We start from the raw sequence: 22,363 nt of genomic DNA, 5'->3' as shown, positions 1-22,363 counted from the left end.
ACTCAGGAAGCACAGGCGGAGTACCGGCCGACCCGATGCACCTGAAGGAGTGACCACCATGAGCATGACCGACAAGGCGCGCAACAAGGCCGAGGAGCTCAAGGGACAGGCGAAGGAGCGCTACGGCGCGGCCACGGACAACGAGCAGATGCGGGCCGAAGGTGCGGCGGAGGCGAGTAAGGCGCGCACCAAGCAGGCCGGCGAGCACGCCAAGGACGCTGGGCGCAACGTGAAGGACGCGTTCGGTGCCTGAGTAGGCGCGTCGATATCGAATCGGCCGGGCGGCCCCGTGACGGGGCCGCCCGGCCGATTCCGTGCCAGGCCTTCGTCCGGCGGTCTCAGGCCTGGTTCCGCTGCCGGCGCCACCACCGCTGGCCGGACTCCGGCAGCGTGTCGATCGGGTCGTAATAGGGGTAGCGGCGGTCGAGGGCGTCGTCGGTGTCGCCGTCGAGCGACGTGCGGTAGTTCTTCGTCCAGTAGGAGATGCCGTGTTCCCGGTCGTACTCGGTGTGCATGTGCACCCACCGTTTGCCGACGAGGGGGACGTCGCAGACGATCCGCGGGGTGGCATAGCCGGGCAGGTAGCCCATGATGTCGTGCTGCAGTTGCTGGGCGGCGGCGACCGGGACCCGCCAGTGTTCGGCGTTGGGGATCATGTCGCACAGGTAGAAGTAGTAGGGCAGGATGCCGGCTTCGCCCTGCAACCCGAAGCAGAGGTCGAGCAGGGAGTCGGGGTCGGCGTTGACACCGCGCATCAGCACACCCTGGTTGCGGACGTCGCGGATGCCGACGTCGAGGGCGGTCTGCGCGGCGCGGGCGACCAGTGGGGTGAGCGACTGGGCATGGTTGACGTGGGTGTGGATGGCCAGATTGACGCCGCGGCTGGCCGCGGTCCGGGCGACCCGTTCCAGGCCGGCCACGACGTCGGGTTGCAGCCAGTGCTGTGGTAGCCCCATCAACGCCTTGGTGGCCAGCCGGATGTCGCGGACGGTGTCGATGTCGAGCAGGCCCTGCAGGTAGCTCTCGAGGTGTCGCCAGGGCAGGTTCGCCACGTCGCCGCCGGACACGACGACGTCGCGTACCTGCGGGTGGGTACGCAGGTAGTCGAGTTGGGCCTGGTAGCGGGCGGCGGGCCGCAGGGTGAGCCGGAGTTTGTCGACGGTGGGGGTGGAGTTGCCGACGAGGTCCATCCGGGTGCAGTGCCCGCAGTACTGCGGGCAGGTGGCGAGGAGTTCGGCGAGGACCTTGGTGGGGTAGCGGTGGGTGAGGCCCTCGGCGACCCACATGTCGTGTTCGTGCAGCGAGTCGCGGCTGGCGTACGGGTGGGACGGCCAGTCGGTGCGGCGGTCGCTGGCCAGCGGGAGCATGTAGCGGCGGACGGGGTCGGCGCGCAGCGAGTCGGTGTCGGGGGTCCGGTCGGGGACCATCGTGTTGATCATCTGTGGGGTGATGAGCATCGACATCGTGGCGTTGCCGGTCTGGTCGGCGGCGAGGTCGGCGTAGAAGCTGTCGTCGGCCAGGTCGTCGAGGACGGCGCGTAGCTGGGCGACGGTCTTGACGCAGTGGGCCCGCTGCCACTGGGCGGAGTGCCACTCGTCGGTCGTGACGTGCCGCCATCCGGGCAGCCGGGTCCAGTCGGGTTCGACGAGGGGGCGTCGGCGGTAGGCGTACGGCTGGTGCGGGGTGGCCGAGGTGGTCGCGGCCGAGATGGGTTGCGGCATGTGTGCTCCTGCGGGCCGACCTCGAAGGCATCTGGATATCTTTTCGCTGGACCACTATTCTGCCGGAAGACTTCCCGTCTTGTCAGGTCCAGGTTGAGGTTCTTGACGGCAGGCGGGTCTGCTGCGAGGGAGGGTGCGGTGTCGTCGCCGGTCGGTCTGCATCGGGTACGCGAGCCGGTCGGCGCGTTGCCGCAGGCGGCCTGGCGGTTGGACACCGATCCCCGGATCGCCGACGACGAGATCCGGATCCGGGTGGAGCGGCTCAACCTCGACGCGGCGAGCTTCCGCCAACTGCGCGAGGCGCACGGCGGTGACGGCGCGGCGGTGCGTGCCGAGGTCGCGGGGATCATCGCGCGGCGGGGGAAGATGCACAACCCGGTGACCGGCTCCGGTGGGATGCTGATCGGCACGGTCGACGCGGTCGGTCCCCGGTCGAGCGCCGGTGTGCGGGTGGGGCAGCGGGTGGCCAGCCTGGTCTCGTTGACGTTGACGCCGTTGGTGGTCACCGACGGGCTGGCGGGTTGGGACGGTACCGGGGAGCAGGTGCCGTGTACGGGCCACGCGATCCTGTTCGGCCGTACCGTGGTGGCTCCGCTGCCGGCTGATCTGCCGGACCGGTTGGCGTTGGCGGTGTTCGACGTGTGTGGTGCGCCGGCGTTGACCGACCGGGTGGTCCGCCGGCAGGTGCCGGCGGACCCACGCGCGGGGCTGTCGGTGGCGGTGCTGGGGGCGGCGGGCAAGAGTGGCTGCCTGGCGGTGGCGGCGGCGCGGCGGGCGGGTGCCGCCCGTACGGTCGGGGTGGTGCCGACCGGGGCGGAGCGTGACCGGCTGGCGGCGACCGGTCTGGCGTCGGCGGTGGTGGTGGCGGACGCGCGGGATCCGGTGGCGGTGTCGGCCGCCGTGCGCGAGGTTCTGGGCGGCGGGGCCGATGTGACGGTGGTCTGTGTCGACGTCCCCGGTTGTGAGCACGGGGCGGTGCTGGCGACCGCCGATGGTGGGACGGTGGTGTTCTTCTCGATGGCGACGAGCTTCGCGGCGGCGGCGTTGGGTGCCGAGGGGCTGGCAGCGGATGTGACGATGCTGGTCGGTAACGGGTTCGTGCCGGGTCATGCGGAGTTCGCGGTGGGGCTGCTGCGTGCCGAGCCGGGGGTTCGGGCGTTGTTCGAGGCCCGGCTGGCGGCAGACTGATCGTCATGACGAATCCTGCGATGGTGTCCGGTGCCGATCTGCCTGCGGTGCTGTACCGGGGTGGCCGGTTGTACTGTCCGGCGCAGCCGGGGGCGACGGCGTTGCTGGTGCGCGACGGCCGGATCGCCTGGCTGGGGGTGGATGCGGACGCGCCCCGGGCCGATGTGGTGGTGGAGCTGGACCGGGCGGTGGTGACGCCGGCGTTCGTGGACGCCCATGTGCATGTGACGGACACCGGTCTGGTGTCGGGCGGGCTGGACCTGTCGGCGGTGCGGTCGCCGCAGGAGCTGCTGGACCGGGTGGCGGGGTTCGCGGCGGGGCTGCCGGGTGACGCGGTGGTGCTGGGGCACGGCTGGGACGAGTCGACGTGGGAGCGGGCGGTGCCGCCGGACGCGGGGCAGTTGTCGAGTGCGGCTGGTGGTCGGCGGGTGTATCTGTCGCAGGCGTCGATGCATTCGGCGTTGGTGTCGCAGGCGCTGCTGGCGGCGGTGCCGACGGCGCCGACGACCGAGGCGGACGTGCTGGCGGCGGGCGGGGTGTCGGGTTGGGTGCGGGCGGATGCGCATCATGCGGTGCGGGCGGTGGCGTTCGGTGCGTTGGGTGCGGTGCAGCGGGCGGGCGCGCAGCGGGCGGCGTTGGAGTCGGCGGCGCGGGCGGGGATCGCGGCGGTGCACGAGTGTGGTGGTCCGGTGATCTCGTCGGAGGCGGATTTCGCCGGTGTGTTGGCGATGTCGGGGGACGGGCTGCCGGAGGTGTACGGCTACTGGGGCGAGTTGATGGGGGTGGCGCGGGCGCGGGAGCTGGGTGCGGTGGGTGCGGGGGGTGATCTGTTCGTCGATGGTGCGTTCGGTTCGGGTACGGCGTACGTGTCGCGGCCGTATGTGGACCGGGACGGTTGTGGCCGGTGTTTCCTGACGGCGGATCAGGTGGCGGCGCATCTGGTGGAGTGCGTCCGGTCGGGGGTGCAGGGTGGGTTCCACGCGATCGGTGACGCGGCGTTGTCGGTGGTGGCGGACGGGTTCGCGGCGGCGGCGCGTCAGGTCGGCGTGGAGCGGCTGCGGGCGGGTCGGCACCGGGTGGAGCATGTGGAGTTGCCGGATCGGCGGGTGGTGGCGGCGTTCGTGGAGTTCGGGGTGGTGGCGAGTGTGCAGCCGGCGTTCGACCGGTTGTGGGGTGGTGACGGGCAGATGTACGCGGCCCGGTTGGGGGTGGAGCGGGCGTTGGCGTCGAATCCGTTCGCGGTGCTGCACGGGGTGGGGGTGCCGTTGGCGTTCGGGTCGGATTCGCCGGTGACGCCGCTGGATCCGTGGGGTGCGGTGCGGGCGGCGGCGGCGCATTTCAATCCGGCGTCGCGGTTGGCGGTGCGGTCGGCGTTCGCGGCGCATACCCGGGGTGGGTGGCGGGCGTTGCCGCCGGGGGTGGTGGACGCGTCCCGGGAGGGGGTGTTGGCGTTGGGTGCGGCGGCGACGTTCGCGGTGTGGTCGGCTCCGGCGGGGGTGTCGCCGCAGGGGTTGCCGGTGGTGCTGGCGGACGATCCGGCGGTGTGGGGTCCGGCGGATCCGACGCCGTTGCCGAGGTGTCTGCGGACGGTGTCGCGGGGGCGGGAGATCTTCGTGGCGGCGGAGCAGGTCGCGGTGGGTGCGGGGTGAGCGGGGTGTTGGGCCTGGACCCGGTGGTGGTGGCGCGGGCACGGGAGTTGGCGGCGCGGGCGGGGGCGCCGGTGGTGGAGTTGGCGCGGAGCCGTACGACGGTGTCGGTGGAGCGGGCGGTGCTGCGGTTGATGGGGGTGGCCGGGGCGGACGCGGAGGGGATTCCGTGGGTGAACCGGTTGGTGGACGCGGTGGCGGACCAGGTGGGTTTGGGGTACGGGGTGGCGGTGCCGGTGTGTGACGCGGTGCTGCGGGGTGGAGGGTCGCGGGTGGACGGGGCGGCGTTGATCCGGTTGGCGCAGGAGGCGGCGTCGGGTGGGGCGCGGTTCGAGGTGCCCTCGGGTGCGGCGGCGCGGGCGGCGCGGCGGTGGGCGCGGTCTGCGGCGGCGGTCGGGGTGGGGCGGGTGGACGCGGCGCGGCGGGATCGGGAGCGGCTGGTGGCGCGGTGGGGTGATCCGCCGCGGCGGCCGTGGGTGTATCTGATCGTGGCGACGGGGGACATCCATGAGGATGTGCCGCAGGCGCAGGCGGCGGCGCGGGCCGGTGCGGATGTGATCGCGGTGATCCGGTCGACGGGGCAGTCGTTGTTGGACTATGTGCCGGAGGGGGCGACGCGGGAGGGGTTCGCGGGGACGTACGCGACGCAGGAGAACTTCCGGTTGATGCGGGCGGCGTTGGATGAGGTGTCGGCTGAGCTGGGCCGGTATGTGCGGTTGACGAATTACGCGTCGGGTCTGTGTATGCCGGAGATGGCGGCGTTGGCCGGTCTGGAACGGCTGGACATGATGTTGAACGATTCGATGTACGGGATCTTGTTCCGGGACATCAATCCAGTGCGGACGTTCGTGGATCAGCGGTTTTCGCGGCAGGTGCATGCGCGGGCGGGCATCATCATCAACACTGGTGAGGACAATTATCTGACGACGGCGGATGCGGTGGAGGCGGCGCATACGGTGACGGTGTCGCAGCTGCTGAACGAGTTCTTCGCCCGTGAGGCGGGGTTGGCGGACTGGCAGTTGGGGCTGGGGCACGCGTTCGAGATCGATCCGTCGGTGCCGGAGTCGTTCCGGTTGGAGCTGGCGCATGCGTTGTTGGCGCGGGAGTTGTTTCCGGATGCGCCGTTGAAGTGGATGCCGCCGACCCGGCACATGACCGGTGACGTGTTCCGGGGGAATCTTTTGAACGGGTTTTTCAATTTGGCGGGGGTGTTGACGGGGCAGGGGATTCTGCTGGTCGGCATGATGACGGAGGCGGTGGCGACGCCGTGGCTGAGTGACCGGGACATCGCGTTGCAGAACGTGCGGTACGTGCTGGGTGCGGCCGGGGGGTTGGCGGAGGATTTCGTTCCGGCGCCGGGTGGGTTCATTCAGCGGCGGGCCGGGCAGGTGCTGGGTGAGGCGGTGGAGTTGTTGGAGCGGATCGTCGACGGGTCGTTGTTGTCGGCGATCGCCGACGGCACGTTCGGGGTGATGCGTCGGCCGGTGGATGGCGGTAAGGGCCGTGACGGGGTCGTGGTGCAGGCCGACGGGTACGTCAATCCGGTGTCGGAGTTGTTGGCGGAGCCGGTGGGTGGTGGTGTCGGTGGCTGAGGTGGTGCGTCCGTACGGGGACACGACCGGTGACGGGATGGTGCAGGTGTCGTTCACGTTGCCGGTGCCGGCGGGTAAGCGGGCGGAGGGCGCGGCGGCGCAGTTGGCGCAGAAGATGGGGCTGGAGGCGGTGATGGTGGTGCACGCGGCGCCGGTCGGGGAGGGGTTCACGTTCTTCGTGGTGTACGGGCGGGTGCGTCATCTGGTGGATCTGTCGGCGGTGCGGGTGGTGGAGCGGGACTTTCCGTTGTTGGCGGCCAGGGAGGTCAACGCGGCGGTGCGGGGCGGGTTGGGGCGTCGGTTGTCGGTGGTGGGGGCGTGTATCGGTACGGACGCGCACACGGTCGGCATCGACGCGATTCTCAACGTGAAGGGGATCGCGGGGGAGAAGGGTCTGGAGTACTACCGGGAGTTCGCGGTGGTGAACATGGGGGCGCAGGTGTCGGTGGCCGAGTTGGTGGAGGAGGCGGTGCGGGTGGACGCGGACGCGGTCCTGGTTTCCCAGGTGGTGACGCAGCGCGATGCGCATTTGCACAATGTGCGGGAGTTGTCGGCGGCGGTGCGGGAGGCGGTGCCGGCGTCGCGGCGGCCGTTGCTGGTGGTCGGTGGTCCCCGGTTCGACGAGCTGATGGCGCGGGAGCTGGGGGTGGACCGGATCTTCGGTCGGGGTGCGACACCGCGTGAGGTGGCGAGTTATCTGGTGCACGCGGTGGTGGCGCGGGGGCGGGTGGCGGCGTCGTGAGCGCGGTGGTCGGGTTGTCGGTGACGCATCGGCGGTACGTGCCGTACGGGCATGCGCACTACGCGGGTGGTCTGGTCGACGGCGCATACGTGCTGGGTCTGTTCGGTGACGTGGCGACGGAGTTGTGTATCCGGGGTGACGGCGACGAGGGGTTGTTCGCGGGCTACGACGAGGTGCGGTTCGTGGCGCCGGTGCGGGCCGGGGACGTGGTGGAGGCGACCGGGACGGTGGTACGGGTGGGGGTCCGCAGCCGGTCGGTGCGGTTCGAATGCGCGGTGGTGTGTCGGGGGCGGCCTGACCTGTCGGTGTCGGCGGCGCGGGTGGTGGTGCCGCCGTTGGTGGCGGTGACGGCGTCGGGGACGGTGGTGGTGCCGGCGGCGGGTGGTGCCGGATGAGCGTGGCGGTGTGTGCCGATGTCGGGTCGACGGTGACGAAGGTCGTGGTGGTCGACACGGCCGACGGGGCGTTGCTGGCGTCGGCGGCGCATCCGACGACGGTGGCCTCGGATGTGTGGGAGGGCCTCGCGGCGGCGGTGACGGCGGCGGAGGCGCGGGTGCCGGGCGGGGTGCGGGGTGCGCCGTGGCTGGTGTGTTCGTCGGCGGGTGGTGGGCTGCGGTTGGCGGTGGTGGGGTACGAGCCGTTGGTGACGGCGCGGGCGGGGGTCCGGGTGGGGTTGTCGGCGGGTGCGCGGGTGGTGCATGTGGCGGCGGGCCGGTTGGACGCGCCGGAGGTGGCGCGGCTGCGGGCGGCGGCACCGGATGTGGTGCTGCTGGTCGGCGGGACCGACGGCGGTGACGTGGAGGTGCTGCTGCACAACGCGGCGCGGTTGGCGTCGGCGGGGATGTCTTCGCCGGTGGTGGTGGCGGGCAACGTGCAGGGGCGGGCGGCGGCGGCCGCCGCGTTGCGGGCGGCGGGGGTGGCGGTGACGGTGGCGGACAACGTGCTTCCCCGGTTGGGGGTGTTGTCGCCGGCGGCGGCGCGGGCGGCGGTGCGGGAGGTGTTTCTGCGGCATGTGATCGGCGGTTCGGGGTTGTCGCGTGACGGCCGGTTCGCATCGAGGGTGCGGGCGGCGACGCCGGACGCGGTGGTGTCGGGGGTGGGGGTCCTCGCTGACCGGGTGGGGGGCGATGTGCTGGTGGTCGATGTGGGTGGGGCGACGACGGACGTGTATTCGGTGGTGGCGCCGGACGGTGAGCCGGCGGGTGCCGAGCCGGTGCCGACGCCGGAGGTGGCCGGCTGGTGGGGTCAGGCCCGCACGGTGGAGGGCGATCTGGGGGTGCGGGCGGGTGCGGCGGGTGTGGTGGCCGCGGCGGTGGCGGAGCGTCTGGTCGGTGATGAGGAGGCGGCCGTGTTGACGCCGTTGGCGGCGCGGCGGGTGGCGTGTCCGGGTCTGGTGCCGGTCGATGCGGCGGGTCGGGCGGTGGATCTGCGGCTGGTGGAGTTGGCGGCGGTGGTGGCGGTGCGTCGGCACGCGCGCGGGGGCGGGCAGGAGCCGGGCGGTGGTCGGGATCTGCGGCGGGTGCGGTGGCTGGTGGGTTCGGGTGGGGTGTTGCGGCACGCGGCGGGGGCCGACGCGGGTGGGGTGTTGCGGCGGCTGGTCGACGACCGGGGTGGCGGCTGGCTGGTGCCGCGGGCGGCGGTGCCGGTGGTCGACACGTCGTACGTGTTGGCGGCGGCGGGTCTGCTGGCGGGGGAGTTTCCGCAGGCGGCGGCGGGTCTGCTGGAGCGTCATGTGGTGGCGGTGCCGGGGGTGGCGGCCGGTGGTCGGCGGGGACACGCCGGTCGACACGCGGTAGGTGGTGGTCGATGCCCTGGGTCGGGTTGACAGCACGGGGGGTCTGGCGCGTACCGTCTTTGAGTCCTACCACGGGAAGCGGCTGATGTTCGCTTCGTTTCTTCGTCCGCTGGCCGAGCGACGTGTGTCGCAGTGCGGGTGGGCCACTTGTGGGTCAGCCACAGGTGGTGTCCGCATCGGCCAGGTCCAGTGGGCGAGGGTCGGCGAGGCGGCGCGGACCGGCCGCGACTTTCCGGTGTATGGGCAGGTGGTCGTGCAGGGCCAGTAGACAACGGCCCGTCGGGGGCAGCCAGTTCCCGGTGGGTCGGTCCGAAGGTCACTGCACGGGTGTCCTGTCGCACCGGCGGGGGCCTGGGAGTGCGGGGCGCGGCCGACCGGCCGCGCCCCGATTCTTCGTGTGCGGACGGTACGCCGTTCGCGGTGGTCGCTTGCGTCGCCGCCGGGTCCGGGTTGCCGGTAGCCTTCGTCGGACGTATCGGAGAGGCCGCCGTGGGCGGTGGCCCGCGGCGCAGTGGGGCTCGACGTGGCGATGGTGGATGCGGTGGCGGTGCCGGTGCGGTCGGGTCCGTCGGTGTCGGCGGTGCCGGGTCGGGCGGTGCCGGTTCCGGTGGCGGTGGGGTTGGCGGTGGTCGCCGGGGTGGCGCTGCTGGTGGCGTTTCCGCCGTACGACCTGTGGTGGGCGGCGCCGGTGGGGGTGGCGGCGTTGGCGGTGGCGGTGCACCGTCGGCGGTGGTGGGCGGGCGCGGGTGTCGGTTTCCTCGCCGGGGTGGTGTTCTTCGCGCCGTTGCTGAGTTGGACGAATCTGCATACCGGGAGTTTGCCGTGGGTGCTGCTGTCGGGGCTGCAGGCCAGTTACCTGGCGGTGCTGGGGGCGGCGGCGGCGTTCGTGTCGCCGGTGGTGGACCGGCGGCGGCTGGTGGTGTGGCCGGTGGTGACGGGTGTGTTGTGGGTGGGGCAGGAGGCGTTGCGGGGTCGGACCCCGTTCGGTGGGTTTCCGTGGGGGCGGTTGGCGTTCAGTCAGGGTGATTCGCCGGCGTTGGCGTGGGCGGCGGTCGGTGGTGCGCCGTTGGTGACGTTCGTGGTGGCGGTGGCCGGTGGGGTGCTGGCGGCGGCGGTGTGGCGGCGGTGGCGGGTGGGCCGGTCGGCGCTGGTGGCCGCCGGTGGTGTGCTGGTCGCGGCGGGGGTGCTGCTGGTGGGGGCGGTGGTGCCGCTGGGTGGTGGTGCGGCGGGGTCGGTGACGGTGGCGATCGTGCAGGGCAACGTGCCGCGGATGGGGTTGGATTTCAACGCGCAGCGGCGGGCGGTGCTGGACAACCATGTGCAGGGCACGGTGCGGTTGGCGGAGCAGGTGCGGGCGGGGCAGGTGCCGGCGCCGGATCTGGTGGTGTGGCCGGAGAACGCCAGTGATGTGGATCCGATGCGGGACGCGCGGGCGGCGGCGAGTATCGACGAGGCGGCGGCGGCCGTCGGGGTGCCGATCGTGGTGGGTGCGTTGGCGTACGGGCCCGGTGAGGGGGAGGTGCGCAACGTGAGTCTGGTGTGGGAGCCGGGTTCGGGTTCCGGTGGCGTCGAGCAGGTGTACGTGAAGCGGCATCCGGTGCCGTTTGCCGAGTATGTGCCGTTTCGGCGGTTGGCGCGGATGGTCACTGATCAGGTGGATCTGGTCCGGGCGGATTTCGTTGCCGGTTCGGAGCCGGGCGTGCTGCGGGTGGGGCCGGTGACGGTCAGCGGCATCATCTGTTTCGAGGTGGCCTACGACGGGCTGGTCCGCGACACGGTGACCGGTGGGGCGCAGGTGTTGGCGGTGCAGACGAACAACGCGACGTTCAACGCTGCGGAGGCGGGTCAGCAGTTGGCGATGGTGCGGCTGCGGGCGGTGGAACACGGCCGGGCGGGGCTGATGGCCTCCACGGTTGGCGTATCCGCATTCGTCGATGACAATGGGCGGGTGTCGCAGGCGACGGAGTTCAACACCGCCGCCGTCGTGGTGAGTGAGTTGGACCTGGGCTCGACGCGTACTCTTGCGACTCGGACAGGTTTCTGGCCCGAGATGGTGCTGGTGGTGGCCGCTGGGGCGGTCGTGGTCGCGGCGGCGTGGCTGCGACGGCGCTCGGGCGGCGTGGATGCGGAGGCACGGTGAGCGAGGCGGTGTCGGCAGGCGATGGCCCGGAGGGCTACCCGGGTGTCGGTCGGGTGCTGGTGGTCATCCCCACGTACAACGAGGCGGACAACGTACGGCTCATCGTGGGGCGGGTCCGGGCTGCCGTGCCGCAGGTCGACGTCCTGATCGCCGACGACAACTCGCCGGACGGCACCGGTGCGGTCGCCGACGAGCTGGCCGCCGCCGACGGGCAGGTGTTCGTGCTGCACCGCCCCGGCAAGCAGGGCCTGGGCGCGGCGTACGTCGCCGGGTTCAGCTGGGCGAAGGACCGTGGCTACGACGCGGTCGTGGAGATGGACGCCGACGGCTCGCACGCGCCGGAGCAGCTGCCGGCGCTGCTGGACGCGGCCGTGGGCGCCGACGTGGTCATCGGGTCGCGCTGGGTGCCGGGCGGTGAGGTGTTGAACTGGCCCCGGCACCGGTGGGTGGTGTCGCAGTGCGGCAACCTGTACACCCGGTTGGCGTTGGGGATGCCGGTGCGTGACGCGACCGGCGGGTACCGGGTGTACCGGCTGCCGGTCCTCGACAAGATCGACTACGGGAGTGTGTCGTCGCAGGGCTACTCGTTCCAGGTGGAGCTGACCTGGCGGGCGTACCGGGAGGGGTTCCGCATCGTCGAGGTGCCGATCACCTTCGCCGAGCGGGAGCAGGGTGCCAGCAAGATGAGCGCCGCGATCGTGCGGGAGGCGCTGTGGCGGGTCACGGTGTGGGGGCTGCGGGCCCGTCGTGACGCGGTGACCGGCGCGGGACGGCGTGACCGCGACGCGGCGTCGCCGGCGCGCTGGCCGTGACGGTACGGCGTGTCATGCTGGACGGGTGACGCCACACCGCACGTTCGCTGGAGGTGACATGCGTCGACGGGTGCGCTGGATTCCGCTGGCGCTGGTCGCCGGATTGATTCTGGAACTCGTCGTCTTCGTGTCGGTGGCCCGCCAGATCGGGTACGGCTGGGCGCTGCTGGTGGTGATCGCGGCGTCGATGGCGGGAATGGTGCTGCTGCGGCGGGAAGGTGTCCGCGCGTGGCGCAACTTCCGGGCGGCGGCGCAGGCCGGTCAGCCCCCTGGCGAGCAGGTCAGCGACGGTGTGCTCGGTCTTGTCGCCGGTCTGCTGCTGGCGACGCCCGGTCTGGTCAGCGGTGCCGCCGGCGCGGTGCTGGCGGTGCCGCCGGTGCGGCGGCTGGTGCGCCGCCGGGTCCAGGTCGCGGCGGAGCGGCGGATGTCGTCAGCGGCGGCCGGACAGGTTTTCGGCCCACGGCGGGTCCGGGTGTATCCGCCGTCGTCGACTGGTGGGCCGTCGCCGGCCGACCCGGGCACCGCCCAGCAGGCGGCGGACGGCCCGACGATCGAGGGCGAGATCGTGGATCCACGCTGATCGTGGTGTGAAACGGTGTGGGGCCCGTACGCGTCGCGTACGGGCCCCACACCGTTGCTACAGCCGGACCGGGTGTTCGCCCCCGGGTCAGACACCGCCGCGACGGTTGCGGACCTCCTGCAGACGTTCAGCCAGGATGTCCTCGAGTTCGGCGATCGACCGGCGCTCCAGCAGCATGTCCCAGTGGGTACGCGGTGGCTTGGCCTTCTTCTGCTCCGGTTCGTTGCCGTCGACCAGCCGGGCGACGCTGCCGTCGAACTTGCATTCCCAGGTGACCGGGACTTCTGCGTCGACGGCGAACGGGACCTCGAACTGGTGCCCCTTGGCGCAGAGGTACTCGCGGGTCTGGCGCGGCGCGAGCTCCGTGTTGCGGTCGGACTCGTAGCTGACTGCTCCCAGACGGCTTCCGCGCAGCATGCGCTCGCCCATGATCGGCTATCCCCTCGGTCGTGGTGCTGGTCTTCAGGTGTAACGATGTGCGCGGGGCGGGCGATTCCCGCCGTCGGTCGGCGCTGCCCCGGTGACGCCAGTCCGCGCACGACCTGTGCGAGCGTATCCGGCGGGCGCCCGTCGCCGCGTCGACACGGTCCGGCGTTGGGCATTGTCAGGCGATTGAAACGTGGCGTTAACGAAGTTTGGCACACCGGTGACGGCACGGATGCGATGTATGTCACTGTGACGAGGATGTGCCCGGCGGCGGTGCGGTCACCGGTGCGCCGGTGCCGGTCGCGCTGAGCGCGGCGAACGCCCCGGCCAGATCGCTGACCTGACGGGTCAGTTCGGCCACCCGGGCCAGCGCGGCGTCCCGTTCGGCCCGGACGGCGTCCCGTTCGGCGGTGCGGGCAGCGAGGTCGTGCTGGGCCGATTCGACGCGGGAGGCTGCGGTGACCACCTCGGTGCGGGCCTGTTCCGCTTCCTCTCTCGCGGTCTCCGCCGCCGCGCGCGCCGACGCGGCGTCGGTATCGGCGGTATCGGCCCGCCGCGTGGCCTGCTCGGCGTCGCGGCGGGCCGCGTCGGCGTCAGCCCGGACCTCCCGCAGCGTCTCGGCAAGCGCGGCGGCCTCGGCACGAGCCGTCGCGGCGTCGGCGGCGGCCTGCTCGGCCTCCTGCTGCGCCTGCCGGCACCGCAGCTGCGCGTCCGCTGCCCGCGTCGCCGCCTGTTTCGTCGCCTCGTCGGCGGCGGCAAGGTCGCGGCGCAGGGCTTCGATGGTGCGTCGGTCGTCGTCACGGGCGGCGGTGAGGGCCGCCAGCTCGGTACGGGCAGCCGCCAGGTCGGCGGCGGCCTGCTGCCGCAACGCGTCGGCGGCGGCCGCCTGCTGCTGCGCCGTCGTCTGCGCGGCGTACGCCGTGGCGGCGTCCGCCCGGGCCGCCTCGGCGGCGGACTCCGCCACCTCGGCCCGCTGCCGGGCCTGCCGGGCCTGCTCGGCGGCGTCAGCCGCGTTCCGCCCGGCGGTGGCCGCGACCTCGGCGGCGGACTCGGCCGCCTGTCTGGCGTCGTCGCGTTCGGCCTGGGCGGCGGCGAGCATGGCGGCGGCTTCGGCGCGTACCTGCGCCACGCGCCGTTCGACACCGGCGGGGGACAGTTCGGCGTGCAGGGTCTCGGTCAGGGTGCCGACCATCTGGTCGAGCCGGTCGACCAGCTCCCAGCTGCGGGCGAGCTGTCCGGCCAGGCCCGGCGCGTCGCGGTGGCGCATCCGGTTGGCGCGGGAGGCCCGCTGGCAGGCGCCGTCGTTGTCGCGGCAGTACCGGAACGGTCTGCCGGCGGCGGCCCGTTGCGGCACCGGGGTTCCGCAGTGCGCACAGGGCCGGGTCGGGGGTGCGGTGGCCGGCGGCGGGGTGTCCATCGCCGCCGAAGTGTAACGGGTGCCGCTCACCGGCCACGTCCCGCCGCAGGTGTCGTCGGCGCGAACCCTCGGCGGGCTTGTGACGAACCGGCGCGCGGCAGGTTCGTCGAAGGACAGGACGTCGCCGTTGAGCACTCGCCAGGTCTGCAGGTCGGCGTCGATGCGCTGCTGTGTCGTGGCGCGCGGTGCGGTCGCCGATGCCACCAGGTGGGCGAGGAGCCGCGCCGTCGGGGGCGGGGGTTCGTCGGCCGCAGCCGGATGGCCCGCCAGCGCCCTGGCTCATGCCGCGTTGGGGCCTCCACTGGCCGTGGCCGGTTCGACGGTGTTCACCAGGCGCGGTCTTCGGAGCAGCGGCCTCAGTGTGCTTCCAGGACGAAAAGATGAAGCAGATGAAGGCCGTCCGGCCGCCGAGGTCGGGCGGGAGCAGTTCGCGTGGGGTGTCGGGTGAGAAGGGCGGCTCACTGACGACCGCGATCCGGAAGCCGGCCCGGATGAACGCGTCGGTCATGGCATGCAGGGGACGGTGCCAGAAGGTCAGCATCGCGCGTTCCTCGCCGAACGTGTACTCGAACGAGTACGGCGTGACGGCGAAGTAGTCGGCGCTGGGGTCGCTCGACTCGAGGATGCGGGGGTGGTTGACCGACAGCAGAAGGCGGCCCCCGGGCTTGAGCACGCGCCGCAGCTCGGCCAGTGGTGCCGTCCAGTCCTGCAGGTAGTGCAGCACGAGTGAGACGACGACGTCGTCGAAGGTGTCGTCGGCGTACGGTAGCGGCAGGCTGATGTCGGCCACCTGTAGGTCGGCGTCCTCGCCCAGCTTCTGTCGTGCCAGTTCGATCATGGCAGGGCTGGCGTCGAACCCGGTCACGATGGCGCCTCTGGTGCGGAGCGCTTCGAACAGGGGCCCGGCGCCACACCCGGCGTCGAGGATCCGGCGACCGTGGACATCGCCTGCGAGTGCGAGCATCGCCGGCCGCTCGTAGTGAGCGTTGAACAGACCCGACTCGTTCTCCTGCGCGTAGCTGCGAGCGAAGCCGTCGTAGTGGTCTGCCCTCATCCCGTCCCTCGCATTCTCTGATCAGTCCGGTGGGAGCAACCCGGACGATGGTGGCACATGGTGTCCAGCGCCGACGGTGCGTGTGCACGGGGGAGATCCGCAGCGGACCAGTCGCCCGCCATCGCTTACGGCCACTACGTGACCCAATTATTGGATTGCCGATAACGACAATCCAATAATTGAGTCACCCGCCTTACCTGAGGACGCCAGACACCATAATGACAGTTATGCGGCAACAACACACAGGTTGTATGGTGCAGTAGTGGGTGACGACGTAGTGTTCTGCAGAAAATGCGGCCAGACGAAGCCGCGCACCGCCTTCTACGACCAGCTGCACTCGGCGCTGCCCCGCAGACCATGCAAGGCCTGCATCCTGGCGGACAAACGTGCCCGCTACGCGACCAAGGACGGCGACCGCGTCTCGCACGCGCAGGTCCTGCGCGAGAAGTACAACCTCACCTCGGCGCAGTACGAGCAGATGCTGGCCGACCAGGCAGGGCGGTGCGCGATCTGCGGCCAGTCCGAGACAGCGCGCGGCCGTGGCGGTGCGCCACGGCGCCTGGCGGTCGACCACGACCACCGCAGCGGAGTCGTCCGGCAGTTGCTCTGCCACCGCTGCAATCTGGTGACATGGGCGGTCGAGGAGAATCCCGCCCTGCTGGACAAGGTGCGGGCGTACCTGCAAACGCACCTTGTGGCACGGGACGCGACGTCCAACTCCGGCCCGACGGCCACGCCGCCGCCGTTATCCGGTTGAGGCCCCGACCGGCCCGACGAAAGAATCAGCCGGTGCCGACCTTCGATGAGTACGTCGCCGAGGCGACGGCGGTGCCGGTGGCCGGCTGGGACTTCACCTGGTTCGCCGGCCGGGCAACCGAGCGGCGCCCGTCCTGGGGATACTCCGCTCTGTTGGGCGAGCGGATGGCCGGCGCCCGACGGGCGGTGGACTTGCAGACCGGCGGCGGTGAGGTGCTGGCCACGGTGGCGGCACCGCCGCCCGTCCTGGTGGCCACGGAAGGCTGGCCGCCGAACGTCGAGGTGGCCCGCGAGCGGCTCACCCCGCTCGGGGCGACCGTCGTGCACGCCACCGAGGACGAGGACCTGCCGTTTCGCGACGGCGTCTTAGACCTGGTCGTGAGTCGGCATCCGACGGTGGTGCGCTGGCCCGAGGTAGCGCGGGTATTGGAACGCGGCGGGACGTACCTGTCGCAGCAGATCGGTCCGGACTCGGTCGGTGAGTTGCGGGCGGCGTTGGGTGTGTCGGTGCCGCCACGTACCGATCAGCACCCGGACCGGATCCGCGACGCCGCGACGGGGGCCGGTCTGGACGTGGTCGACCTGCGGATGGAGTCGCTGCGGATGGAGTTCTTCGACATCGCGGCGGTGATCGTGTTCCTGCGTAAGGTCGTCTGGACGGTGCCGGGGTTCACCGTCGAGCGGTACCGCGACGAGTTGGCGGCGGTGCACCGGCGGATTGTCGCCGACGGGGTGTTCGTCGCCCACTCACGTCGGGTCCTGGTGCGGGCACGGCGGCGGTGAGGCGTCACCGGCGTCGGCGCGCCGCAGGGGTCAGCCCGGGTCCGGTGCCCCGAACCGGGCGAGGTAGTGCCAGACCCGTTTGAGGTCCTGCGGGTCGTACCGGCCGGTGCGGGCGGCGTCGCCGATGATCCGTGGGGTGAGCGTGCCGTCGACGGCGAGCCGGACGCCGAGGTCGACGTACCGGGCGCCCCGGTAGTCGTGGTGGCGGCGCAGTGTGGCGACGTCCAGCTGGAAGCCGCGGTGCCATTCCAGCGGGCAGGACGACCGCCGGGCGGCGGCCTCCACCGGGGTGTCCCGGTACGACGGGTCGAGGACCAGTGCGGCGACGTCGCGGTCGAGACGGACCGGGCCGTGCACCTGAGCCTCGACGTAGGCGTCGAGCGGGTCGTCGTGTGCGGCGGCGGCCAGCAGGTCCACCAACGCGCAGGAGGCGGCGACACCGAACATGGTCGGGTCGAACACGCTGTCCGGATAGCAGAAGGTGCACCGGTCCAGCACGGTCGGCGACAGCCGCAGGTGACACGAGCCGAACCGGCGCGCCGCGCCCCCGGGCCGGTGGCGGTGGTCGAGCGCCCCGTACACCGGTCGGTGGTGCGCGGGCGCGTCGTCGTAGGCGCCGCCGAACATGGTGCTCTCCCAGCGCCACCGGTCACCGCCGGGGTGGGCGGTGAGCCCGCCGTTGCTGATCGCGGTGACGAACTGGGACAGGTACCGGCCGTCGTCGGCGAGGGCGTCGATGACGGTACGGTGCCCGGCGAGGCGGTCGGGGTGGAAGTTGACGGTGACCGGGACCGTCGGATCCAGCGGTGGGCCGACCGATCGGGCGGCGACATGGTCGATCGCGCGCTGGTAGGGGCTCATCACGACACAGGTTCCCGGGCGGCGGTGAGGGTCGACACCGTACCGAGCTCGGCGGCGGCGTCGAGCAGGGACCGGGACCGGGCGGTGATCGCGGCGTCGCGGGCCGCGAGCGCGGTACGGACGTCGGCCGACCTGCGGGCGGTCCGTAGCTGCGGCATCAGTGCGCGCAATGGCGCGACCCGGTAGCCGGCGGCCCGCAGCTGGTGCACGATCCGCGCGTCGCGGACCTGCTCCGGGGTGTACCGCCGGGTGGTGCCGGCCCGGTCGGGCACGACGAGACCTTCGGCGTGCCAGTGCCGCAGGGTCGACGGGCGTACGCCGAGGGCGGCGGCGAGTTCGGAGATGCCCATCGCGTCGGACACCCGTACGTCGGTGATCGGTTCGGCGGCGATGGCCTCGGCGGCCAGCTGGGCCCGGCGCAGGGCGGCGCGTTCGGTGTGCAGCCGGGCGTGTGCGGCGTCGAGCAGCGCGAGCATCACGGCGGGCGTGCCCTGGTGTGCTGCGGTGACGATCCGGCGGGCGTCGGCCGGTGCCGTCGCGGCGGCCAGGTGCCGGTAGGCCAGCGCGCACCGCAGGTGCAGTTCCCCGTAGATGCGGTGGCCGGCGGCGGTGCGATGCGCCGGCGGCAGGACGCCGTCGCGTTCCAGATTGCGGATCTGCTGGACGCCGTACCCGGCCCGGCGGGCGACGTCGACCGTACGCAGCGCCGCTGAGCGGGCACCGACGGCCCCCGAGTGGAGACATGCGGCCCCGTTCACCGCTGATCGTGAGCGTGAAGTCTCCACGAGCACTGCAATGTAACGCTGGAACGGTGACACAGGAAGAGATCATCGCTTTCGTCGCCGGCCTCGGCGACGACGTACTGGTGCTGCGGCCGGCCGTCGGCGACGGCACGCCGCCGATCAGCTGGGGTGACACGTTCTTCTACGTCTCACCCGACGGCACGGTCCCGGCCCGGCGTCAGCCGTTCGCGACGATCGTGACCAAGGACTACCCCGGTGACACGTCGTCGCGGCTGGACCGGCCCGGGGTGTTCCGGCTCAACATCGCCGTGGGCCGCGACGAGGTGCGGCGTCACGTCGGGCAGGACCCGGCCGGGGTCGATCCCGCAGCCGCCGACACCGTGTTCGCCCATCCCGTCTACGGTGGCGCCGGCTGGTTGGCGGTGGTCGACCCCGGTACGCGGACCGCGTCGCTGGTGCGGGACCTGCTGGTCGCGGCCCACCGGCGTGATCAGGGTCGCGGGACGCGCCGGGTCACCACGGATCCTGCAGCTGACGGGCCTGGTTGACGAAGACGACGCCGTCGACGGTGTCGAGGTGGGCCGGCTCCAGCGGGAAGTAGGCGAAGTCCTCGCTGACCCGTGTCGCCGCTGTGGCGTGGGCGCGGGCCAGGGCGTGGGCGTCCACGAGGCAGTTGTCCCAGCCCAGCGTGGCCAGGGCACCTTCGACGGTGTCCGGTGCCGGGGCGTCGTCGCCGAGCGTGCCGAAGGCCGAGGCCAGGTAGGCGTACCGGTCACCGAGGCGGGTCGCGGTGATCGCGCCGGCGCTCCACATCCGTAGCCGCTGGTCGCCGAGGGTCAGCACGGCGGGGTGGCGCTGCAGGTGCAGGTTGTGGGCGAAGACCAGGGTGGGGCCGTGGTCGGCGGCGGCGAGCAGGTTCGCGGCCATCATGGCGTCGCGCAGCGCGGACAGTCGGGACAGTCGGTCCGGGGACGGGTCGGCCATCGCGTGGTGGTATCGCAGCAGACCGAGTGCGGTACGCCCGTACAGCTGTGCCCGTTCGCGGCGCGGAGGGTCCAGCTGCGGCAGCTGGGTGTCGGTCAGCGCCAGCAGGTCGTCGGTGATCAGCCGGAGTTGGCGGGCGTCGGCGGACCGGCCGATCGACCGGGACGGGTCCCGTACGGTGGCCTCGTCCGACCAGCGGTCGTCGGGTCCCAGCAGCGCGTCGAGGGTCTCCTGGGTGCAGGGCAGTGGGCCGTCGAGCAGGTCGTGCAGGGCGGTCAGTGCCGTCCGAGGGCTGTCCGCCCAGTACTCCAGTGGGCCGTCGATGCCGAAGAACCGCAGCTGGTGGTCGTGGTCGTCGTTGTAGGTCCGCATCCAGCGTACGAGGTCGCGGTTGGCCGGCGAGGTGCCGAACTGGTGGCTGAAGCCGTCGCGCATGACGTCGTCGATGCTGCCGGCGCCGGTGGCGATGTGGTCGTCGACGAGCAGGCCCCGCAGGCAGTCGCTTTCGATGGCGATCGACCGGTAGCCCTCGTGGGTGACGAGGTGGCGGAAGATCTCGTTGCGTAGTTCGCCCAGTTCACCGACGAAGTGCCGGGCTTCGCCGAGGCCGAGCAGCAGGGGGCGGGTGGGCTGTGCCCGCAGGAACGCCGAGATGGCGTCGCCGTCGGCGGGGCGGGCCAGGTCCGTGATGGTCATTGCTTCAACGGTATCGTTGAATCGACGGTGGAAGGTTTGTGTGTCCGACACGCTGTCGATGCCCGGTGAACCTTCAAACGAGGGGGAGTCGATGCGGCCGGTGGACCTGGCGCGTGAGCACGGTCTGTCCACGCAGGCGGTCCGCAACTACGAGGACGCCGGTGTGCTGCCGGCGGCCGCGCGGACCGCCGCCGGTCACCGCTGCTACACGCCGCTGCACGCGCAGTCGTTGCGGGCGTTCGTCGCGCTGGTACGCGGGCACGGTCACGCCACGGCGACGGCGGTCATGCGGGCGGTGAACCGGGACGCGGTCGACGAGGCGTTGCGGATCATCGACGACAGCCACTGTCAGTTGGGGGAGGACCGGCGTACCGTGCGGGCTGTCGAGGCGGCGCTGCGCGAGCTGACCCCGGTCGCCCCGGTGCCCGGCGGGACGTTCATCGGCCCGTTGGCGGCCCGGCTCGGGCTGCGGCCGGCGACGCTGCGCAAGTGGGAGGCGGCCGGGCTGGTCCGGCCGAGCCGGGACCGGCGGACCGGGTACCGCGTCTACGACGCGCACGACGTACGGGACGTGCTGCTGATCCATCAGTTGCGGCGGGGCGGCCACCTGTTGGCGCAGGTCGCCCCGCTGATCGCGCAGGTCCGTGACGCCGGCGGGGTGGCCCCGTTGGAGGCGACGCTGCGGGGCTGGCGCGACCGGTTGTCGGCGCGGGGCCGGGCGATGCTGGTCGGGGCGGCGCAGTTGGACGCCTATCTGCGGGAGCGGGCGGCGGCGCCGGTCAGTCGGTGAACAGGTTGAGCAGGTCGCCGATGCTGCGGTCGGCTTCGGCGGGGTGGCGGAAGTGCCCGGCGCGGTTGACCGTGTACTGGTTGCGCCGGCCGACCCGTTCGCGGCGCAGGTAGCCGGCGGCGACCAGGTCGGCGACGATGGCCTGCGCGGCGCGTTCGGTGATGCCGATGGTGGCGGCGACGTCACGCAGCCGGGTGGTGGGGTCGCGGGCGATGGCGAGTAGGACGTGGGCGTGGTTGGTCAGGAACGTCCAGCTCCGTTGGCGTGCCGGCGGCGGCGCGTCGGTGCCTGACACGGTGCGGTCCTCCTGCGGTGGCGGCGTCCACATACGTACGACGAGACGTGAAAACCGCATCGTAAGTCCCGGGGATGGGCCGCCGCCACCGGTCGGCGAGCCGATCGCCCCTTGACAGACGAACTGTGCTTCGTGAATAGTTGACCGTAGTTCGAGGGGGAGTACCCGGCGTTCGACGCGCTGTCGTCAGTACGGGTCCGGCGGATCCGGGCCCCGGTGGCGCGGTCACCGCCCACCGGCGGTGTCCCGGGGAGACTGTCGACCAGTGGCGCCGGCCCGCGGCAGCGGGTCCGGCCGACCGAAAGGTCCTGCGTTGGCTGTCTCCTGGTGGGTGTGGGCCGCTGTCATGGTCGGGGTCGCCGCGATGCTCGCGGTCGATCTGTACCTGCACCGCGACAACCATGTCATCGAGTTCCGCGAGGCCCTGACCTGGTCGGGGATCTGGATCGCCGCAGGTCTGCTGTTCGGGGTGCTGCTGTGGGCGTGGCAGGGCGGCGACGTCGCCGGCACGTACTACGCCGGCTACCTGATCGAGAAGGCACTGTCGGTCGACAACGTCTTCGTCTTCGCGTTGATCTTCACGTACTTCGCGGTGCCGCCCGCCTACCAGCACAAGGTGCTGTTCTGGGGGGTCATCGGTGCGTTGGTGTTCCGTCTGGTGTTCATCTTCGTCGGCGCCGAACTGCTCGAGACGTTCTTCTGGACGGCGTACGTGTTCGGCGCGTTCCTCATCTACACCGGTTACACGATGGCGTTCCGCCACAGCGAGCAGACCCCGCCGGACCGCAACCCCGTCGTCCGCCTCGTCCGCCGGCTCGTCCCGACCGACCCGGCCTACCACGGTGACCGGTTCTTCGCCCGCGTGAATGGTCGGCGCGTCGCCACGCTGCTGTTCGTGGTTCTCGTCGCCGTCGAGGCCACCGACCTCATCTTCGCCATCGACTCGGTGGCGGCGATCCTGGCCATCACCACCGACACGTTCATCGTCTGGACCGCCAACGCCTTCGCCATCCTCGGCCTGCGCAGCCTCTATTTCTGCCTCGCCGGGCTGTTGCGCCGCTTCGTGTACCTGCACTACGGTCTGGCCCTCCTGCTGGCCTTCGCCGGAGTGAAGCTGATCCTGTCCGAGACGCCGGTCGGCAAGCTGCCGATCCCGGTGACCCTGGGCGTCATCGTCGTCACCATCACCGTGTCGATCGTGTGGAGCCTGCGCAGCACGCGCGGTGCCGGCCGGTCGCCGGCACCGGTCGACGAGCGGCCCGGCCGGGTCGGCTGACCCGACCGACGCCCGCAAGCATAACCCCACCTGTAACCCCATTGGGGTTATGCTTGCGGGCGTCCC

The 22,363-nt window shown here is 72.0% G+C and carries 22 protein-coding genes and 1 pseudogene; 15 read left to right on the top strand and 8 right to left on the bottom strand.

What is annotated here, in order from left to right:
* Window positions 1-58: 58 nt before the first annotated feature.
* The gene (locus O7608_RS21110; RefSeq protein WP_289206257.1) at window positions 59-253 is read left to right on the top strand and encodes a CsbD family protein; all 195 of its coding nucleotides are present in this window, start codon (window positions 59-61) and stop codon (window positions 251-253) included.
* A gap of 85 nt (window positions 254-338) precedes the next feature.
* Here the strand turns inward: O7608_RS21110 and O7608_RS21105 are convergent, their stop codons facing one another.
* Window positions 339-1,721, bottom strand: a complete 1,383-nt coding sequence (locus O7608_RS21105) for a KamA family radical SAM protein (protein WP_289206256.1) — start codon at window positions 1,719-1,721, stop codon at window positions 339-341.
* 138 nt (window positions 1,722-1,859) lie between these two features.
* Between O7608_RS21105 and kdd the strand changes: the two genes are divergently transcribed.
* From kdd to O7608_RS21060, 9 genes are all read left to right on the top strand, one after another.
* A complete protein-coding gene (gene kdd / locus O7608_RS21100) occupies window positions 1,860-2,909 on the top strand; it encodes an L-erythro-3,5-diaminohexanoate dehydrogenase (protein WP_289206255.1) in 1,050 nt (349 codons plus the stop codon).
* A gap of 5 nt (window positions 2,910-2,914) precedes the next feature.
* On the top strand, window positions 2,915-4,558 hold the full coding sequence (locus tag O7608_RS21095) for an amidohydrolase (protein ID WP_289206254.1): 1,644 nt from the start codon (window positions 2,915-2,917) through the stop codon (window positions 4,556-4,558).
* The gene (gene kamD, locus O7608_RS21090) at window positions 4,555-6,147 is read left to right on the top strand and encodes a lysine 5,6-aminomutase subunit alpha (RefSeq protein ID WP_289206253.1); all 1,593 of its coding nucleotides are present in this window, start codon (window positions 4,555-4,557) and stop codon (window positions 6,145-6,147) included. Before O7608_RS21095 ends, kamD begins: the two co-directional genes overlap by 4 nt.
* Entirely contained in the window at window positions 6,131-6,889 is a 759-nt protein-coding gene (kamE, locus tag O7608_RS21085; RefSeq protein ID WP_421361198.1) for a lysine 5,6-aminomutase subunit beta, read from the top strand. The genes kamD and kamE overlap by 17 nt, the downstream gene beginning before the upstream one ends.
* On the top strand, window positions 6,886-7,284 hold the full coding sequence (kal, locus tag O7608_RS21080; protein ID WP_289206252.1) for a 3-aminobutyryl-CoA ammonia lyase: 399 nt from the start codon (window positions 6,886-6,888) through the stop codon (window positions 7,282-7,284). The genes kamE and kal overlap by 4 nt, the downstream gene beginning before the upstream one ends.
* Window positions 7,281-8,714 (top strand): glutamate mutase L, encoded by a 1,434-nt coding sequence (locus O7608_RS21075; protein ID WP_289206251.1) that lies wholly within the window; start codon window positions 7,281-7,283, stop codon window positions 8,712-8,714. Before kal ends, O7608_RS21075 begins: the two co-directional genes overlap by 4 nt.
* Window positions 8,715-9,213: 499 nt before the next feature.
* Window positions 9,214-10,824, top strand: coding sequence for an apolipoprotein N-acyltransferase (gene lnt, locus O7608_RS21070; protein WP_289210965.1), 1,611 nt, complete (start codon window positions 9,214-9,216; stop codon window positions 10,822-10,824).
* Window positions 10,821-11,636 (top strand): polyprenol monophosphomannose synthase, encoded by an 816-nt coding sequence (locus O7608_RS21065; RefSeq protein WP_289206250.1) that lies wholly within the window; start codon window positions 10,821-10,823, stop codon window positions 11,634-11,636. The genes lnt and O7608_RS21065 overlap by 4 nt, the downstream gene beginning before the upstream one ends.
* A 58-nt stretch (window positions 11,637-11,694) precedes the next feature.
* Entirely contained in the window at window positions 11,695-12,216 is a 522-nt protein-coding gene (locus tag O7608_RS21060) for an FxsA family protein (RefSeq protein WP_289206249.1), read from the top strand.
* 87 nt (window positions 12,217-12,303) lie between these two features.
* Here the strand turns inward: O7608_RS21060 and O7608_RS21055 are convergent, their stop codons facing one another.
* From O7608_RS21055 to O7608_RS21045, 3 genes and pseudogenes are all read right to left on the bottom strand, one after another.
* Complete coding sequence (locus O7608_RS21055) at window positions 12,304-12,645, bottom strand: RNA polymerase-binding protein RbpA (protein ID WP_289206248.1); 342 nt, start codon at window positions 12,643-12,645, stop codon at window positions 12,304-12,306.
* A gap of 241 nt (window positions 12,646-12,886) precedes the next feature.
* The gene (locus tag O7608_RS21050; protein ID WP_289206247.1) at window positions 12,887-14,263 is read right to left on the bottom strand and encodes a serine/threonine protein kinase; all 1,377 of its coding nucleotides are present in this window, start codon (window positions 14,261-14,263) and stop codon (window positions 12,887-12,889) included.
* 331 nt (window positions 14,264-14,594) lie between these two features.
* Window positions 14,595-15,023 (bottom strand): annotated as a pseudogene (locus O7608_RS21045) (class I SAM-dependent methyltransferase); the annotation flags it as partial.
* 352 nt (window positions 15,024-15,375) lie between these two features.
* Here O7608_RS21045 and O7608_RS21040 point away from each other — a divergent pair.
* A complete protein-coding gene (locus tag O7608_RS21040; protein WP_289206246.1) occupies window positions 15,376-15,870 on the top strand; it encodes an endonuclease domain-containing protein in 495 nt (164 codons plus the stop codon).
* A 32-nt stretch (window positions 15,871-15,902) separates the two neighbouring features.
* Window positions 15,903-16,652: a methyltransferase domain-containing protein gene (locus O7608_RS21035; RefSeq protein ID WP_289206245.1), complete on the top strand. Its 750-nt coding sequence runs from the start codon at window positions 15,903-15,905 to the stop codon at window positions 16,650-16,652.
* 30 nt (window positions 16,653-16,682) lie between these two features.
* Here the strand turns inward: O7608_RS21035 and O7608_RS21030 are convergent, their stop codons facing one another.
* Entirely contained in the window at window positions 16,683-17,513 is an 831-nt protein-coding gene (locus O7608_RS21030; protein ID WP_289206244.1) for a DUF3626 domain-containing protein, read from the bottom strand.
* Window positions 17,513-18,271, bottom strand: a complete 759-nt coding sequence (locus O7608_RS21025) for a MerR family transcriptional regulator (RefSeq protein ID WP_289206243.1) — start codon at window positions 18,269-18,271, stop codon at window positions 17,513-17,515. Before O7608_RS21025 ends, O7608_RS21030 begins: the two co-directional genes overlap by 1 nt.
* Window positions 18,272-18,324: 53 nt before the next feature.
* Between O7608_RS21025 and O7608_RS21020 the strand changes: the two genes are divergently transcribed.
* Entirely contained in the window at window positions 18,325-18,804 is a 480-nt protein-coding gene (locus O7608_RS21020; RefSeq protein ID WP_289206242.1) for a DUF6194 family protein, read from the top strand.
* On the opposite strand, the gene O7608_RS21015 is transcribed toward O7608_RS21020, so the two are convergent.
* On the bottom strand, window positions 18,770-19,936 hold the full coding sequence (locus O7608_RS21015; protein WP_289206241.1) for an erythromycin esterase family protein: 1,167 nt from the start codon (window positions 19,934-19,936) through the stop codon (window positions 18,770-18,772). The genes O7608_RS21020 and O7608_RS21015 overlap by 35 nt on opposite strands.
* A 40-nt stretch (window positions 19,937-19,976) precedes the next feature.
* Between O7608_RS21015 and O7608_RS21010 the strand changes: the two genes are divergently transcribed.
* Window positions 19,977-20,726: a TioE family transcriptional regulator gene (locus O7608_RS21010; protein WP_353850452.1), complete on the top strand. Its 750-nt coding sequence runs from the start codon at window positions 19,977-19,979 to the stop codon at window positions 20,724-20,726.
* On the opposite strand, the gene O7608_RS21005 is transcribed toward O7608_RS21010, so the two are convergent.
* The gene (locus O7608_RS21005) at window positions 20,716-21,021 is read right to left on the bottom strand and encodes a helix-turn-helix transcriptional regulator (RefSeq protein ID WP_289206240.1); all 306 of its coding nucleotides are present in this window, start codon (window positions 21,019-21,021) and stop codon (window positions 20,716-20,718) included. The two genes, O7608_RS21010 and O7608_RS21005, sit on opposite strands and share 11 nt — an antisense overlap.
* Before the next feature lie 313 nt (window positions 21,022-21,334).
* Between O7608_RS21005 and O7608_RS21000 the strand changes: the two genes are divergently transcribed.
* The gene (locus O7608_RS21000) at window positions 21,335-22,297 is read left to right on the top strand and encodes a TerC family protein (protein ID WP_289206239.1); all 963 of its coding nucleotides are present in this window, start codon (window positions 21,335-21,337) and stop codon (window positions 22,295-22,297) included.
* The last annotated feature ends 66 nt before the right edge of the window (window positions 22,298-22,363 follow it).

The organism is Solwaraspora sp. WMMA2056 (genome assembly GCF_030345095.1).
Taxonomy (GTDB): Bacteria; Actinomycetota; Actinomycetes; order Mycobacteriales; family Micromonosporaceae; genus Micromonospora_E.
This window is presented reverse-complemented; position numbering and strand designations above follow the sequence as displayed.